Here is a 15,994-nt window from a genome sequence, read left to right as displayed (position 1 = left end):
CAGCAGCGGCAGCCCACTCCCGGACAGGGCGACCAGCCGATACGCGACTTCCCGCGGATCCATCCCGACCTTGGCCGCCAGCTCGTGCACCGCGGTCTTGCCGAGATCGGCAAGCGCGGCAAGCAGTCGAATGTCGACGGGATCGGTCACGGCCACTCCCCGAACGCTACCGCCTCACCTCCCCGCATCGCGCCCGAACCGCCCGTGTCCCGCCCCGCGCCCCACTTGCCCAAGCCACCCCCACCCCGCCCACGACCGGATCCCCCGCCCCCCCGGCCACACACGCAGTAACCGCAGCGGTCAAAAACCGCCGTTCTCCCAGCGTGAACGGGACTCTCGTGCCACACCATCCCCACCGGAGCGGATCTCCATTAGGGTCGGAAAGGCACCTGCGCCACCGAACCTGGGGGTCCGAATCCACATGACCGTGGTCACTGATCTCGCCGGCGAGTTCGTCGACGAGTTGTTCGCTGTCGAGCCGCTGACGGCGGCGTTGCTGGGCGTCCGGCCGGACGCGCCGGGGCTCGACGATCCGAGCGCCGAGGCCGAGGCCGCTCATCGCGGGCGGCTGGTGGCGTTGCTGGAGCGGGCGCGCGCGGCCGAGGGCGCGGGCTTGTCCGGCGAGGACCGCGTGACGCGTGAGGTCCTGGTGCACTCCATCGAGGGCCGACTGGACCTGATCGACAGCCACTTCACCGAGTTCACCGTCAGCGACCTGTTCGTCGCGCCCGCGGCGGGGCTGCTGTCGTCATTGCCGATGGTCTCCGTTGCGGGCGGGGCGTCGGCGGAGGCGCACCTCGGGCGGCTCGCCGCCATCCCGGCGTACCTGCGCGCGATCGCCGAACGGCACCGGGCCGGGATCGCGGCCGGGCGCGTCCCGGTCGAGCGGCTGGTGCGCGGCGCCATCGCCCACCTGGACCGCTACCTCGCCGAGCCCGCGGGCGACCCGCTGCTGCGCCAGCCCGCGCCGGACGAGGAGTTCGAAACCCGCCGCGAGGCGCTGCTGCGCGATGTCGTGCACCCGGCTTTCCGGGAGTACCGCGACTTCCTCGAGGCCGAAGTCGTGCAGCACGGGCGCCCGGACGACAAGGTCGGCGTCTCCTGGCTGCCCGGCGGCGACGAGATCTACGCCCGCCTCGCCCGCCTGCACACCACCACCGCCCGCGGCCCCCAGGACCTGCACGACACCGGCCTCGCCGTGATCGCGGGTCAGGCCGAGCAGTACCGCGAACTCGGCGCGCGCGTGTTCGGCACGCGGGAGCTGCCCGAGGTCTTCGACCGGCTGCGCAACGACCCGAAGCTGCGCTGGTCCAGCGCCGGCGAGCTGCTCGACACCGCCCGCTCTGCGATCACCCGCGCCGCCGCCGAATCCCCGAACTGGTTCGGCCGGATCCCGGAGCAGCCGTGGACGGTCGAGGCAGTGCCGGAGGACTCCGCGCCCGGCGCGCCGCCCGCGTACTACATGCTGCCCGCCGCCGACGGCTCCCGGCCGGGCACCTATTTCGCCAACACCTACGAAGCCACCGAGCGCTTCCGCCACACCGCCGAGGCCACGGCGTTCCACGAAGCGATCCCGGGCCACCACTTCCAGCTGAGCACCGCGCTGGGCCTGACCGACCTGCCGCTGCTGCGCCGGATCGGCGACTTCACCGCGTACACCGAGGGCTGGGGCCTCTACACCGAGCGCCTCGCCGACGAAATGGGCCTGTACTCCGACGACGTCGCCCTGCTCGGCATGCTCACGCTGGAGTCGATGCGGGCCGGGCGGCTGGTCGTCGACACCGGTCTGCACGCGCTGGGCTGGAGCCGGCAGCAGGCCATCGACTACCTGGTCCAGAACACGCCGATGGCGCCCGTCGAGATCGAGGCCGAGGTCGACCGGTACATCGCCTATCCCGGGCAGGCGCTCGCGTACATGGTGGGGCGGCTGGAGATCCAGCGCATCCGCGCCGCCGCGCAGGCCCGCCTCGGGAGCCGGTTCGACGTGCGCGCGTTCCACGACGTCGTGCTCTCCGGCGGCGCCATGCCGCTTTCGGTGCTGGACGGCGTGGTCGCCGAGTGGGTGGCCGGGCACGGCGACACCGTCAACGGGCTGGCCGACGAGCTGCTGGAGCTGGAATTCGAGCGCGAGCCGCTCGAGCGCACTATCTACGGCCTGCCCGGTGACCACGACAAGCTCGGTGACCCCAGCCTCACCGGCACGCAGCGGTACCGCGCCGCCTACGACGCCATCGCCACGCGTGCCGAGGCGATCGACCGCGCCGGCCTGTCGTCCGCCGAGGTCGTGACGCGCGACGTGGTGATCACGCGCGCCCGTGGCGTGATCGACTCGCTCGACTCGCGCCTGTCCGGCTTCGCCGTGAGCGACGGCTTCAGCTCGCCCGCGCTGTACCTGCTGATGATCCTGGCCGAGCTGAAGCCGGACGACGAGGAGAAAGCCCGCGGCCACCTCACGCGCCTCGGCGCGGTCGGCGATTACCTCGACGCCCTGATCGAGGCCCAGCGCGCCACGATGGCCGAAGGCCTGGTGCCGCCGGACTTCCTGGTGCGGATCGGGATCAGCTACGTCGACCGGTACCTCCAGGCCGACACCGATCCGCTGCGCGTCACGCCCGTGGTGGAGATCGAGGGCTTCGCCGAGGAGCGCGACCGCCTGATCGCCGAGGTGGTGCGCCCCGCTTTCGCGCGCTACCGGGCGTTCCTCGCCGACGACGTGCTGCCCCTCGCCAAGTCCGAGACCGAGCCGGGCCTCGGGCACCTGCCCGGCGGACAGGAGAAGTACCAGGGCCTGATCCGCGCCGAGACCACCACCGAGCGCACCCCGCAAGACCTGCACGACACCGGCCTGCGGGTCGCGGAGGAACTGGCGGCGGAGTACCGCGAGCTGGGCGGCAGGATGTTCGGCACCCAGGACCTGGCGGAGATCTTCGAACGACTGCGGTCCGACCCGGAGCTGCGCTGGCGGAACGGCGAGGAGCTGCTCGACAGCGCCCGTGCCGCGGTCGCCCGGGCGGAAGCCGTTGCGCCGGAATGGTTTTTCCGGGTCCCGGAGGCCAAGTGCGTGGTCGTGCCGGTGCCCGAGGCCGAGGCGGCGAGCGGCACCATCGCCTACTACCTGCCGCCCTCCTTCGACGGCTCGCGTCCGGGCACGTACTACGCCAACACGTACGAGGCGAGTTCGCGGCCGCGGTTCACCAGCGAGGCCATCGCGTTCCACGAAGCCGTGCCGGGGCACCACTTCCAGCTCTCCTTCGTGCAGGAGCTGACCGGCCTGCCGATGCTGCAGCGCGTGGTGCCGTTCACCGCGTACCAGGAGGGCTGGGGCCTCTACGCCGAGCGGCTCGCCGACGAGATGGGCCTCTACCTCGACGACATCACCCGCCTGGGCATGCTCACGCAGGACTCGATGCGGGCCGGGCGGCTGGTCGTCGACACCGGCCTGCACGCGCTGGGCTGGACCCGCCAGCAGGCGATCGACTACCTGGTCGAGAACACGCCGATGGCGAAGCTCGAGATCGAGGCCGAAGTGGACCGTTACGTGGCGAACCCCGGCCAGGCGCTCGGCTACATGGTGGGGCGGCTGGAGATCCAGCGGGTGCGGGCCGAGGCTGAGCGGGCGCTGGGCGCGGACTTCGACATCCGCGAGTTCCACAATGTGGTGCTGGGCAACGGGAACCTCCCGCTGTCCACTTTGGACGATCTGGTGACGCAGTGGGTCTCGGCCCGCGTCGCCCGATAGGAGGAGATCCGCGGTGACCTGGCTCGACCTCGCCGACGACAGCCCGTTCGGCCTGGACAACCTGCCCTACGGCGTGTTCTCGCGCGGGGGCGGGCCCGATCGGCGGGTCGGCGTCGCGGTGGGGGAGCACGTGCTCGACCTGTCCGCGGCGGCCGGGGAAACCGCGGCGCCGTTCGCGGGACTGCTCGGCAGCGGGGTGCTGAACCCGTTGCTGGCCGCGGGTTCCACCACCTGGCGGGCGGTGCGCGAGCAGGTCCGGGAGTGGCTGGCCGAGCCGCGCTACGCCGACCTGATCCGGCCGCACCTGGTGCCGCGCAAGGAGATCACCAGCCATCTGCCGTTCGAGGTCGCCGACTACGCCGACTTCTACTCGAGCGAGCAGCACGCGATCAACGCCGCCGCGATCCTCTTCGGCGCCGAGGCCGCGCTGCCGGAGAACTGGAAGCGCCTGCCGATCGGCTACCACGGCCGGGCCGGCACCGTGGTGGTGTCCGGCACGCCCGTGGTCCGGCCGAGCGGGCAGCGCAAGCCGCGCCGGGACACCGAGCCTTCGTTCGGGCCGTCGAGGCTGCTGGACATCGAGGCGGAGGTCGGTTTTGTCGTCGGCATGCCGTCCACCATGGGCAAGCCTGTGCCGGTCGGCGACTTCGCCGAGCACGTTTTCGGCGTGTGCCTGGTGAACGACTGGTCCGCGCGCGACATCCAGGGCTGGGAGTCGCAGCCGCTGGGGCCGTTCCTCGGCAAGTCGTTCGCCACCTCGGTGTCGCCGTGGATCGTGCCGCTCGACGCGCTGGAGCACGCCCGCGTGCCGCAGCCGCCGCAGGACCCCGAGCCGTTCGAGTACCTGCGCGGCGCCGAGCCGTGGGGGCTGGACCTGGCGCTGGAGATCCGGCTCAACGGGCACCTGGTGTCCAGCCCGCCGTTCGCCACGCAGTACTGGACCGCGGCGCAGCAGCTGGCGCACCTGACCGTGAACGGCGCGAGCCTGCGCACCGGCGACCTCTACGCCTCGGGCACGGTCACCGGCCCGGCGAAGGAGCAGCGCGGCTCGTTCCTGGAGCTGAGCTGGGGCGGGCGGGAGCCGTTCGAGCTGGCCGGCGGCGAGACACGGACGTTCATGGAGGACGGCGACGAGGTCGTGATCAGCGCGACCGCGCCTGGTACCGGCGGCCGGCGGATCGGTTTCGGCGACGTGCGCGGGCGGGTGGTGCCCGGCTGAGTCTGCTGCCTGGGGGTGCCGAAGCGCGGCTTCGTGGTAGACATAAGCGGGCGCTTAGCCGGTGGACCCTGTGCGGAATGAGGCGAGGATGCGGATCGGGACGGGAATCAACTACTCGGGTGGCTTCGCCGAGAGCGTCGCGGACATCGTGGAGCTGGAGAAAGTCGGGCTGGACATCGCGTTCGTGCCCGAGGCCTACAGCTTCGACGCGGTCAGCCAGCTCGGCTACCTGGCCGCGAAGACCGAGCGGGTCGAGCTGGCCTCCGGGATCTTCCAGATCTACACCCGCACGCCGAGCCTCACCGCGATGACCGCGGCCGGGCTGGACTTCGTCTCCGGCGGCCGGTTCACGCTCGGCCTCGGCGCGTCCGGCCCGCAGGTCATCGAGGGCTTCCACGGCGTGAAGTACGACGCGCCGCTGGGCCGCACCCGGGAGATCATCGAGATCTGCCGCCAGGTGTGGCGCCGCGAGCGCGTGGTCCACGACGGCAAGCACTACCAGATCCCGCTGCCCGCGGACCAGGGCACCGGCCTCGGCAAGCCGCTCAAGCTGATCAACCACCCGGTGCGCGAGCGCATCCCGATCCTGCTCGCCTCGCTCGGCCCCAAGAACGTGGCGCTCACCGCCGAGCTGGCCGAGGGCTGGGAGCCGATCTTCTTCCACCCGGAGAAGGCCGCCGACGTCTGGGGCGCGTCGCTCGCCGAGGGCAAGGCCAAGCGCGACCCGGAGCTGGGCGAGCTGGACGTGTACGCGGCCCCGGCGCTGGCCATCGGCGACGACGTCGACCACCTGCTGGACCAGGTGCGCCCGCTGCTCGCGCTGTACATCGGCGGCATGGGCGCGCGCGGCCGGAACTTCTACAACGACCTGACCGTGCGCTACGGCTACGAGGCCGAGGCCAAGCTGATCCAGGACCTCTACCTCGACGGCAAGAAGGACGAGGCCGCCGCGGCGGTGCCGGTGGAGCTGCTGCGTGCGATTTCGCTGGTCGGCCCGGCCGGTTACGTCAAGGAGCGGCTGGCGGCGTTCGCCGAAGCCGGGGTCACCACGCTGAACGTCAGCCCGCTGCTGCCCGGCCGGGAAGCGCGGGTCGCCGCCGTCGCGAAGCTCAAGGAACTGATCGGCTGAGTGCCCGGCCGGTGACTGCCGGTGCCTGAAGACCGCCGGAAAAGGGGCGGGGACCTGCGGGTCCCCGCCCCTTTTCGCGTGTGGGCCCGGTCACATTCATCAGCGGGCGCTGACCTGGCCAAACGTCCGATTGGGTTATTCTTCCGTGATCGCCCGGTGCGCCGTGGGCAGAAAAATGCCGCCGCGCCCGCGCTGGAATGCCGTAATTGGCCGGAGATCCGGACCACGGTAGGTGTAGGAAAGGTGTTTCGGGGGAAACCGGGGCGGAAACGGAAGCGAGGTAGGCCGGACTGTGCGCAGTATCGCGGGGCCCGCTGTCGGCGTGCTGGATGTGGGGTCGTTCGGCGCGAGTCTTGTCGTGGTCGAGGCCGGCGGCTCGCCGCTGGAGCCGGCATTGACCCACCAGACCCGCCTGCGCCTCGACCGTGAGCTCGACGACGAGGGTCGGCTGAGCCGGTGCGGCATCGACGCGATCTCCGCCGCGGTGGAGGCCGCCACCACGACCGCCGCCCGGCACGGTGTCACCGACGTCTTCCCGCTGGCCACGTCCTCCATCCGCGACGCCGGGAACGTGCACGAGGCGGTCCGCCGCGTCGCCCGCGAAACCGGCGTCGAGCTGCAGTTCCTTTCCGGCCGGCGCGAGGCCGAGCTGGCGTACGTCGGCGCGCGCCGCTGGTACGGCGCGGCGAGCGGCCCGCTGCTGGTGCTGGACATCGGCGGCGGCACCGTGGAGCTGGCCGCGGGCCACGGCGAGCACGCCGGGTTCGCGCGTTCGCTGCCGCTGGGCGCGCGCTCGGTCACGCGCGACTGGCTGCCGGCCGAGCCGCCGGTGCGGTCCAAGATGGTCCGGGCGCTGCGCGAGTACGTGCTGGAGCAGGTCACCGAGGCACTGGGCGACGTGACGGCCGAGTTCGCCGGCCACCGGGTGGTCGGCTGCTCCAAGGTGCTGCGGCAGCTCGCGCGCCTGGCGGGCGACCGGCCGGGCAAGGCCCGCGAGCTGTACCTGGACGACCTGCGCGCGTGGATCCCGCGGCTGGCCGCGATGCCGTCGTCGCGGCGCGCGAAGCTGCCCGGCATCACCCGCCGGCGGGCGCAGCAGGCGCTGGGCGGCGCGGTCGTCGCGGAGGCGCTGCTGACCGTGGCGGGCGGCCCGGTCAGCATCTGCCCGTGGTCGACGCGCGACGGGCTCCTGCTCACCCTGCTGGACCAGCTGACCCTGGACGGCCCCGGCAAGTCCCGGCCGAAGTCCTCCTCGAAGTCCGCTCAGCCGAAGGCGTCCCAGAAGGCGCACTCGCGTCCGGCCGCGTGAATCCCCTGGTGCGGTCCGGGAAAAACGGGTATCCCGGACCCATGAGCCCCCGCAGCGACCTTTTCCCGCGCGACCACCGCGACGACGAGGAAGACGACCTCTCCGCCCTCCCCGATCCGACGCGCCTGCGCGGGGACGTGCCCTCCGTGCCCGGCCCGGACCTCACCCCCGCCTCGACCAAGGACGTCGACAGCCCGCCCGGCACGGAAGAGCCCCTCGGCGACGGCACTCCGCCCGCCTGAAGCGCCCCAATGTGGCGTTCGGTGCGTTGAGCGCACCCCATGTGGCGTTCGGTGCGTTGGACGCAACCAACGCCACATGGGGGCGCAGTCACTTCCGCTGAGTAGCGAACTGCCGGACCCGATCCGGCGACCGCCGCGCCGGGGCGCGCCCGAGGGGCTGGTGCGGCGCCGCCCCGGGGTCGATGGCCGGGATCGGCAGTTTCACCGGGGCGTCCGTCACGGTGAAGCGCTCGCCGTGGTGGACCAGTTCCAGGGGCTCGCCCTCCAGGACGTGGTACGTCGCCTCGTCGTGGGTGATCTCGACCTGGAAGCGGGTGCCGCGGAAGGCGAGGCGGAACTTGAGGCTGCCGAGCTGCCGCGGCAGGCGGGGCGCGAACGACAGCTGGCCGCCGTGGTCGCGCAGGCCGCCGAAGCCCGCCACCGCGCCCTGCCACGCGCCGGCGAGCGAGGCCATGTGCAGGCCGTTGCGGACGTTGTTGTGCACGTCGTGCAGGTCGGTCAGCGCGGCCTCGGCGAGGTAGTCGTAGGCCAGGTCCAGGTGCCCGACCTCGGCGGCGATCACGGCCTGGGTGCCGGCCGAGAGCGAGGAGTCGCGCACCGTGCGGGCCTCGTAGTAGGCGAAGTCGCGGGCCTTCTCCTCCGGGCTGAACGAGTCGCCGCACAGGTGCAGCGCCAGCACCAGGTCCGCCTGCTTCACCACCTGCTTGCGGTACAGGTCGAAGTACGGGAAGTTCAGCAGCAGCGGGTAGAAGTCCGGCTCAGTGGCCGCGTAGTCCCACTCGTCGTGCTCCAGGAAGCCCTCCGACTGCGGGTGGATGCCGAGTTCCCGGTCGTACGGCAGCACCATCGCATCCGCCGCCGCGCGCCAGGTGTCCACCTCGGTGGTGTCCGCGCCGAGTTCCTGCGCGAGCGCCGGGCGCCGCGTGCACACCTCGGCCGCGGCGAGCAGGTTCCGCCGCGCCATCAGGTTCGTGTAGATGTTGTTGTCCGCCACCGCGGAGTACTCGTCCGGGCCGGTGACGCCGTCGATGCGGAACTTCCCGTGCCGGTCGAAATGCCCGAGTGAGGCCCACATCCGCGCGGTCTCCACGAGCAGCTCGGCGCCGTGCAGGCGCTCGAAGTCCTCGTCCCCGGTCGCGTTGAGGTAGCGCACCACGGCGTCGGAGATGTCGGCGCTGACGTGGAACGCCGCCGTGCCCGCGGGCCAGTACGCCGAGCATTCGGCGCCGTTGATCGAGCGCCACGGGAAGGCCGCGCCGTGCAGGCCGAGCTGGGTCGCGCGCTCCCTGGCTTTGTCCAAAGTGGAGTGACGCCAGCGCAGGGCATCCCGCGCCGCGTCCGGCGTGGTGTAGGTGAGCACCGGCAGCACGAAGGTTTCGGTGTCCCAGAACGCGTGCCCGTCGTAACCCGGCCCGGTCAGGCCCTTGCCCGGGATCGCCCGGCTCTCCCCGCGGGCGCCGGCCTGCAGCAGGTGGAAGAGCGCGAAGCGGACGGCCTGCTGAAGTTCGGGGTCGCCCTCGATCTCGATGTCGGACGTCGCCCAGAAGTCGTCGAGGAACTGTTGCTGCTCCTCGACCAGCCCGTCCCAGCCGGTCTTGCGCGCGCCGCCCAGCGCGGCCTCGGCCTGTGCCCGCAGCGCGGGCGCCGAACGCTGCGCGGACCAGCCGTACGCGAGGTACTTGGTGATCCGCAGCCGCCCGCCCTTCGGCACGTCGACGGCCACGGTGAGGCGCGCCAGGTCGTCCTCGGCCTGGATGTGCGTGCGGATGCCGTCGTCCACCTCGATGTCGTGGTCCATCGCGGCCGCCATCCGCAGCCCGGACACGCGGGTCCGGTGCACCAGCACCGCCTCGTAGTCCGCCGCGTGGCAGAACTCGCCCACCAGCGGCGAGTCCAGCGCCGCCGCCACCCGCGGGTCGTGGGTTTCCGACTCGACCGGCTCGTTGGCCAGCAGATCGGACTGCACCACCAGCTGCAGGTCCTCGTCGAGCGGCTCCACCTCGTACCGGATGGCGGCGATGGCCCGCTGCGTGAACGACACCAGCCGCTCGGTCGTCACCCGGACCCGGCGGCCGGTGGGGGAGGACCACACGGTGGTGCGCCGGAGCGTGCCGGTGCGGAAGTCGAGCACCCGGTCGTGCTCGTCCGCGACGCCGTAGCGCATGTCGAGCGGCTCGTCCTCGACCAGCAGCCGGATGATCTTGCCTTCGGTCACGTTGACCACGGTCTGGCCCGCTTCCGGGTAGCCGTAACCGGCCTCGGCGTACGGCAGCTCGTGCTGTTCGTAGAAGCCGTTGAGGTACGTGCCGGGCAGCCCGCGCGGCTCGGCCTCCTCGAGCGTGCCGCGGAACCCGATGTGGCCGTTCGACAGCGCGAACGCGGATTCCGTGCGCTGCAAGGCATCCACGTCCATGCTGCGCCACCGCAGCTCCCACGGGGAGCACTCGTAGCCGTGCGCGGGGTTCACCGGGCCGGTGCCGGATGCCGGCTCCGCGGGAGGGAGCACGTCGTCGGTGTCGGATGCCGGCTCCGCGGGAGAGATCACGTCGTCGGTCACTTGTCCTCCAGCAGATCGCCGAGGTCGTCGACCACGATGTCGGCACCGTGCGCCCGCAGCTCGTCCGCCTGGTCCGCGCGGTTCACCCCGACCACGAAGCCGAAACCGCCGGCCTTCCCGGCCTGCACCCCGGACTGCGCGTCTTCGAACACCGCCGCGTGCTCCGGCGTGACGCCGAGGGCCTTGGCGCCGGCCAGGAACGAATCGGGCGCCGGCTTGCCTTTGAGGCCGTCGCGCCGGATCACCAGCCCGTCGACGCGGGCCTCGACGAACTTCGTCAGGTCGGCCGCGTCGAGCACCTTCGCGCCGTTCGCCGACGAGGTCACCACCGCGATCCGCAGCCCCGCGTCGCGCGCCTTTTCCAGGTACCGCACCGATCCCGGGTACGGGTTGACGCCGCGCTCCTCGATGATCTTCAGCACCAGCTCGTTCTTGCGGTTGCCGATGCCGTTCACGGTCGGCGCGTCGACCGCGTCGTCCGGGGTGCCCTCCGGCAACTCGATCCCGCGTGAGCGCAGAAACTCGCGGACACCGTCGGCGCGCGGGCGGCCGTCCACGAAGGACGCGTAGTCCTGGTCGGTGAACTCCCGGAACGACTCCCCGTCCCGGGTGCGCAGATACTCGTCGAACGTCCGTTTCCACGCCTCGCGGTGCAGCACGGCCGTCCCGGTCAGCACCCCGTCGAGGTCGAAGAGGCAGGCAGTGATGGTGTCGGGCAGTCCGATCATGCCGACAACCTACCGGGCCGGGCCGTCTTCCGCGGGCTTGTCCGGGTGCGGGCGGACGTGGTGGATGAGTTCGTGGACGGTGGCGTCGGCGAGCCGGTAACGCACTACGCGCCCATCTCGGTGCGCCGTCACCAAACCATGCGCGCGAAGCAGCCGCAGCGCCTGTGAGACGGCGGTGTCGGTCATGCCCGTGGCGGCGGCGAGGTCGGTGACGCTGATTTCCCGCGCGTAGTGGATGGACACGAGCAGCGCGAGCCTCGACGGGTCGGCCACCACGGCGAACCGTCCGGCCCACTCGTCGATCACCGCCCGGTCGCCCAGCCCCGCGACGGCGGCGGCCACGCGTTCCGGGTCGATCAGGCGCCGGTCGGGCTCGATGCTCACAGCGGGGATGATGCCATCCGCCGGGCCCGGCGACCAGTTCGGACGGCGCCGGGACCGGCTCGTGAGTGTTTATGCCGGTTCTAACCGTCGTGAACACTCACGAGCGCCGTTCGAACACCAGGCCTTCCGCGGCGCGCAGCCCGACGCTGATCGCACCGGCCAGCACCGCGTCGTCACCAAGCTCGCCTTGCACGACGGTCGGAACGAGCGGGGTGAAGGCGCGCAGGGCGCGGTCGATGGGCTCCAGCAGGAGATCGGCGGCAGTGCCGACGCCGCCGCCCAGGACGATCAGCTCGGGGTCGATCACGGCCGCCACCGAGGCCACCGTGTAGGCGAGCCGGTCGGCCTCCGCTTCGACGGCGCGCTGCGCCAGCTCGTCGCCCTCGCGGGCCAGCCGGAACACCTCGCGGGCCGATTTCGCCGTGCCCAGGCCGAGTTCGCGGGCGCCGCGCACCACGGACTGGGCTGCGGTCGCCTCCTCCAGGTGCCCGCGCGCGGGCGGCTCGCCCGGCTCGTCGGCCGAGCGCATCCGCCCGTACGGCAGGTAGCCGATCTCGCCCGCGGCGCCGGTCGCGCCGCGGAACACCCGGCCGTCCACCATCAGGCCCATGCCGACACCGGTGCCGATGGTGATGCAGCCGAACACCGAAGCGCCCCGCGCCGCGCCGCTTTCCCCCTCGCCGACGGCGGTGAGGTTCGCGTCGTTCTCCACCATCAGGTCCGGGCCGAGCGCGGCCTCCAGGTCGTCCAGCAGCCCGGCGCGGCCCCAGCCGGGCAGGTTCGGCGCGTGCCGGAAGCACCGCTTCGCCGGGTCCGCGACGCCGGGGGAGCCGAGCACCCGCACCACGATGTCCGCGGCGGTCAGCACCGCTTCGGCCACGATCTCGCCGGCGAGCTTGCCGACGGCGGCGACCAGCGCGCTGCCGGACCGGGCGGTGTTGCGCGCGTCCCGCCGCGCCACCACGGTGCCGCCGAGGTCCGACACCGCGACCCGCAGGTGCTCGCGTCCGATGTCGACGCCCAGCACGTAACCCGCCGTGGGGTCCGCCTCGTACAGCACCGCGGAACGGCCGGTGCCCGTGGACGTGTGCCCGGTCGCGCGCGCGAGCCCGGCGGACTCCAGCGCCAGCAGCGCCTGGCTCACCGTCGGCTTCGACAGCCCGGTGTCCTTGGCCACCTGCGGCCGGGTCGCCGGGCCCCCTCGGCGCAGCAGGTCGAGCACCGCCCGCTGATTGATCTTGCGCATCCCGGCCGGCGTGCCGACCGGCGGAATCCCCGCGCCCACCACCTGCAGCCCGCTTCCTCACGTCGTCCCGATGCCCTTGGGCAGGAAGCTTTCTTATCGACTCCCGATGCCGACGATACGGGGCCTGCCTGTGGAACCGCGGCACGCCGCGCTGATCACGCGTCCGGCAGCCAGTTCCCGTGGAAGCCGGCGGGCACGCGCTGCGGCAGGTGCACGGTCGCGACCGGCGGCGCGGCGACGTTCTGCGCGTCCAGCACCACGAGGTCACTGGAGCCCGCGGTCGCGTCGTAAACGTAGGTGAGCAGCCAGCCCGCGCCGCCCGGGGTTTCGTCGGCGGGCACGAAAACGGCCTCTCCCGGGATGCGGCCGGTTTCGAACCGGTGCTCTTCGACGGAGCCGGTGTGCAAGTCGTGACGCAGCAGCGAGCTGCGTTCCTCCGGTCCGCGCGAGGCGGTCAGGTGGCCGAACCGGGAGTCGGCGCCGGCCAGCCGGTCGTCGATCCGGGGGAACTCGGCGCGGCGGTCGTCGAGGTGGTCCTCGGTGACGGTGCCGGCCACCGGGTCGATCGTCCAGCGCCACAGCGTGCCGTCGGGCTGCGGGCGGCCGGCGGCGAACATGTGGTCGTACCGCACCACGTGCAGCACGATCCGGCCGTCGGCGGTGTCGTGCGCGTTGAGCGTGTGGAAGACGTAACAGGGGTCGATCGCCAGCCAGCGGACGCCGCCCGCCGGGTCGTCGCGGCGCAGCACCCCGAGCCGGGCGCCGTAGGCCTCATTCCAGCTGTACGGGATGCCGCGCCCGACCGACGCCCGGTCGAACACCACCGGCAGGTCGAAGAACACGACGTGCTCACGGGTGAGCGCGAAGTCGTGCATCATGGTCAGCCCCGGCACGTCGATCGGCTGCTTCACGACGAGGTTCCCGGCGGCGTCGGCCCGGTAGTAGCTCACGTGCGGCGCGGTCAGGCTGCCGTAGCCGAAGAAGTGCAGCTCCCCGGTTTCCGGGCAGATCTTCGGGTGCGCGGTCATCGAATCGGCCAGCTCGCCGCCGAAGTCGTACGGCCCTGCGGTTTCCAGCTCCCGGGTGATCTCGTACGGGAGCGAGGACTCGACGAGCGCGAGCGTCCGCCCGGCGTGGTTGACCACGTGGGTGTTGGCCTCGCCGTTGCGCAGGTTCCGCGAGCCGTCGGCGTTGTACAGCACCGCTTCCGGCCGGTCGAAGCTCTCGGTGCGCACCCAGCGGTTGCGGTACCAGGCCGCGCGGCCGTGCTCCAGCCGGACGCCGTGGATCATGCCCTCGCCGGTGAACCAGTGCGCGCTGGCTTTCCGCGGGTTGGGGCCGTTTCGCAGGTACCAGCCGGTCAGCTCGGGCGGCAGCGCGCCGGTGACGGGCAGGTCGTAGGCGGTCAGCTCGTCGTGCACCGGGGCGTAGCCGCCGGTCATCTGGAAGTCGCTGGTGGTCATGGGTTCACGCGGCTTTCCGGGCGCGGGCCTGGACGGTCCGGCGGTAGTGGACGGTGAACGAGGCGGGGACGGCGAAGCCGAGCACCTTGATCACGATCAGCGCGGCGGTCGCGTGCGGCGCGGCGTTCAGGAGCAAGGCCGAGGCCAGGCCGGCGACGGTGAAGCTCGCCGCCCACACCGCGGTGATGACGATGTTGACGCGCAGGAACGCCGGGTTGTCCCACACCGCGGGCGGCACCATCGTCTTGGCGATGCCGAGGGTGAACGGCCGGCGCACCGCGATCGAGCCCCAGGCGGTGACGGCGAGCCAGACGTCGGACAGCGAGCCCACGTAGTCGTGCAGCGGCGAGCCGGGGTCGGCGAAGGACCAGACGGTCAGCACCGCGAAGAACACCGTGGCGGACAGCTCGATGACCAGCGTGTCCCAGGCCTTGCCGCGCCGGCGTTCCAGCCCGAGCAGGCCGGCGGCGAGGACCAGGCCGACCAGGCCCGAGTACCGCCAGTCGAACTGGGTGGAGACCACCGCGAAGGCGATCCACGGGATGAAGCTCTTGAGGTAGTTCATGATGTCCTCCCCAATATTCCACTAATGACATGTCATAGCTAAAACGTCCGAGCTGGACATGTCAAGAGTGGAAGGTAAGATGACCGGCATGAGCCTTCGACACGCGGTGCTCGGCCTGCTCGCCGAACAGCCCGGAAGCGGCTACGACCTGCTCAAGCGCTTCCAGACGGCGATGGCCAACGTGTGGTCCGCCACCCAGAGCCAGCTCTACGGCGAGCTGGGCAAGCTGGAGAAGGCGTCGCTGATCAAGGTGACCGACGAGGGCCCGCGCGGGCGCAAGGAGTACGAGATCACCGAGGCCGGCCACGAGGAGCTGCGCGCCTGGCTGCTCTCGCCGTACGACCCGCCCGCGCCGCGCAGTGAGTCGCTGCTGCGGCTGTACTTCCTGGACGCGGTTTCGGCGGAGCAGGCGCGGGAGTACGTGGCGGGCATGGGGGAGATCGGGGAACGGCGGCTGGAGCACCTCGAGCGCATCGAGGCGGACGTCGACTGGGACAACGCCTCGATCTACGGCCGCCTGGCACTGGAGTGGGGCAAGCGCTTCTCGCGGATGCAGGCCGAGTGGGCGGAGTGGTCGGTCGCGCAGATCGGGAAAGCCGGCGGTGCGGCGGCGGCTGACGGGGGTACGGGCGTCGAGGGGGACTGACGGCGCGAGCACGAGCGACTCCGCCCCCCGGACCTACAGCGCCGGCTCCCGCGTTCCCATATCCTCGCTTCGTGGTCGCCAAGTCGAACTCGGTCGTGACGGTGCTGCGTGCGGAGATCATCGACGGCACGATCCCCGCGGGGACCCGCCTGAAGGAAGAGGCCATCGCCACCCGCTTCGGGGTCTCCCGGGTGCCCATCCGCGAAGCTCTGCTCCAGCTCGAGAGCGAAGGCTTCATCAACACCGAGAAGTACAAGGGCGCGACCGTCTCCGCCCGCTCGCAGCAGGACGTCGTCGAGCTGATGCAGGTCCGGCGCGGGCTGGAAGTCCTCGCCGCCACCCTCGCCGCCGAGGCGCGCGGCGGCGACCAGGCCGAGCACCTGCGGGCGGTCGTGGCTCGCGGGCGTCAGGCCGGCGAGGACCGCGCCGTGGACCAGCTCCCTCCGCTGATCATGGAGTTCCACGAGGTGGTCGCCCGCGCATCGGGCAACGCCGAGCTCGCGCGCATGCTCGACGAACTGCTGCGCCGGATCTCGTGGGGCTTCGAGCTCGAGATCGAGGACCGCATCGACACGTCGTGGGCTGACCACGCCGCGATCGCCACCGCGATCCTCGGCGGCTCGCCGGTGCAGGCGGGCTACCTGATGGGCGAGCACATCCTCAAGGACGAGCGGATCTATCACTGTCAGGCCGCTCCGTCAGCCTGATTCGTATACAAAAGATCTCCACAGGCTGACTGGTTCACGTCATTGGCACACGTGATAACG

Annotated in this window: 13 protein-coding genes; 7 read left to right on the top strand and 6 right to left on the bottom strand. The window is 71.9% G+C overall.

Translation table 11 applies throughout. The features are described from left to right. Window positions 1–421 precede the first annotated feature (421 nt). The 5 genes from OG371_RS45880 to OG371_RS45860 all read left to right on the top strand — a co-directional run bounded on the left by OG371_RS45880 (window position 422) and on the right by OG371_RS45860 (window position 7,638). Window positions 422–3,739: a DUF885 domain-containing protein gene (locus tag OG371_RS45880; RefSeq protein WP_329063806.1), complete on the top strand. Its 3,318-nt coding sequence runs from the start codon at window positions 422–424 to the stop codon at window positions 3,737–3,739. Between the two features lie 13 nt (window positions 3,740–3,752). Beyond that, window positions 3,753–4,958 (top strand): fumarylacetoacetase, encoded by a 1,206-nt coding sequence (fahA, locus tag OG371_RS45875; protein WP_329063804.1) that lies wholly within the window; start codon window positions 3,753–3,755, stop codon window positions 4,956–4,958. An 88-nt stretch (window positions 4,959–5,046) separates the two neighbouring features. Next, the gene (locus tag OG371_RS45870) at window positions 5,047–6,087 is read left to right on the top strand and encodes an LLM class F420-dependent oxidoreductase (protein WP_329063802.1); all 1,041 of its coding nucleotides are present in this window, start codon (window positions 5,047–5,049) and stop codon (window positions 6,085–6,087) included. A 292-nt stretch (window positions 6,088–6,379) separates the two neighbouring features. Further along, window positions 6,380–7,396 (top strand): Ppx/GppA phosphatase family protein, encoded by a 1,017-nt coding sequence (locus tag OG371_RS45865; protein WP_329063800.1) that lies wholly within the window; start codon window positions 6,380–6,382, stop codon window positions 7,394–7,396. 41 nt (window positions 7,397–7,437) lie between these two features. Then, complete coding sequence (locus OG371_RS45860; protein WP_329063798.1) at window positions 7,438–7,638, top strand: hypothetical protein; 201 nt, start codon at window positions 7,438–7,440, stop codon at window positions 7,636–7,638. An 88-nt stretch (window positions 7,639–7,726) separates the two neighbouring features. Here OG371_RS45860 and OG371_RS45855 read toward each other — a convergent pair whose 3' ends face one another. The 6 genes from OG371_RS45855 to OG371_RS45830 form a co-directional block, all read right to left on the bottom strand. After that, window positions 7,727–10,051: a glycoside hydrolase family 65 protein gene (locus OG371_RS45855; protein WP_329073443.1), complete on the bottom strand. Its 2,325-nt coding sequence runs from the start codon at window positions 10,049–10,051 to the stop codon at window positions 7,727–7,729. A 140-nt stretch (window positions 10,052–10,191) separates the two neighbouring features. Beyond that, window positions 10,192–10,923, bottom strand: coding sequence for an HAD family hydrolase (locus tag OG371_RS45850; RefSeq protein ID WP_329063796.1), 732 nt, complete (start codon window positions 10,921–10,923; stop codon window positions 10,192–10,194). A 9-nt stretch (window positions 10,924–10,932) separates the two neighbouring features. Beyond that, complete coding sequence (locus tag OG371_RS45845) at window positions 10,933–11,301, bottom strand: ArsR/SmtB family transcription factor (protein WP_091617095.1); 369 nt, start codon at window positions 11,299–11,301, stop codon at window positions 10,933–10,935. Window positions 11,302–11,404: 103 nt separating this feature from the next. Beyond that, window positions 11,405–12,595 carry an ROK family transcriptional regulator gene (locus tag OG371_RS45840; RefSeq protein ID WP_329063794.1) on the bottom strand — a complete coding sequence of 397 codons (1,191 nt, stop codon included), beginning with the start codon at window positions 12,593–12,595 and terminating at the stop codon, window positions 11,405–11,407. A gap of 113 nt (window positions 12,596–12,708) precedes the next feature. Next, on the bottom strand, window positions 12,709–14,016 hold the full coding sequence (locus OG371_RS45835; RefSeq protein ID WP_329063792.1) for a carotenoid oxygenase family protein: 1,308 nt from the start codon (window positions 14,014–14,016) through the stop codon (window positions 12,709–12,711). Window positions 14,017–14,020: 4 nt separating this feature from the next. After that, window positions 14,021–14,581, bottom strand: a complete 561-nt coding sequence (locus tag OG371_RS45830) for a hypothetical protein (RefSeq protein WP_329063791.1) — start codon at window positions 14,579–14,581, stop codon at window positions 14,021–14,023. Window positions 14,582–14,669: 88 nt separating this feature from the next. Between OG371_RS45830 and OG371_RS45825 the strand changes: the two genes are divergently transcribed. Together OG371_RS45825 and OG371_RS45820 are read left to right on the top strand one after the other, a co-directional pair. Continuing rightward, complete coding sequence (locus OG371_RS45825) at window positions 14,670–15,227, top strand: PadR family transcriptional regulator (protein WP_329063790.1); 558 nt, start codon at window positions 14,670–14,672, stop codon at window positions 15,225–15,227. A 71-nt stretch (window positions 15,228–15,298) separates the two neighbouring features. Then, on the top strand, window positions 15,299–15,934 hold the full coding sequence (locus tag OG371_RS45820; RefSeq protein ID WP_329063789.1) for a GntR family transcriptional regulator: 636 nt from the start codon (window positions 15,299–15,301) through the stop codon (window positions 15,932–15,934). Window positions 15,935–15,994: the final 60 nt, after the last annotated feature.

Origin of the sequence: Amycolatopsis sp. NBC_01480 (genome assembly GCF_036227205.1) — a bacterium.
Lineage (GTDB): Bacteria > Actinomycetota > Actinomycetes > Mycobacteriales > Pseudonocardiaceae > Amycolatopsis.
The sequence above is the reverse complement of the archived record's forward strand: the minus strand, read 5'-3'. Positions and strand labels throughout refer to the sequence as shown.

Bases quoted from the DNA above. Each gene is read 5' to 3' on its own strand.
- OG371_RS45835 (WP_329063792.1), bottom strand. From the start codon at position 14,016: ATGACCACCAGCGACTTCCAGATGACCGGCGGCTACGCCCCGGTGCAC.
- OG371_RS45860 (WP_329063798.1), top strand. From the start codon at position 7,438: ATGAGCCCCCGCAGCGACCTTTTCCCGCGCGACCACCGCGACGACGAG.
- OG371_RS45850 (WP_329063796.1), bottom strand. From the start codon at position 10,923: ATGATCGGACTGCCCGACACCATCACTGCCTGCCTCTTCGACCTCGAC.
- OG371_RS45855 (WP_329073443.1), bottom strand. From the start codon at position 10,051: ATGGACGTGGATGCCTTGCAGCGCACGGAATCCGCGTTCGCGCTGTCG.
- OG371_RS45880 (WP_329063806.1), top strand. From the start codon at position 422: ATGACCGTGGTCACTGATCTCGCCGGCGAGTTCGTCGACGAGTTGTTC.
- OG371_RS45830 (WP_329063791.1), bottom strand. From the start codon at position 14,581: ATGAACTACCTCAAGAGCTTCATCCCGTGGATCGCCTTCGCGGTGGTC.
- OG371_RS45870 (WP_329063802.1), top strand. From the start codon at position 5,047: ATGCGGATCGGGACGGGAATCAACTACTCGGGTGGCTTCGCCGAGAGC.
- OG371_RS45825 (WP_329063790.1), top strand. From the start codon at position 14,670: ATGAGCCTTCGACACGCGGTGCTCGGCCTGCTCGCCGAACAGCCCGGA.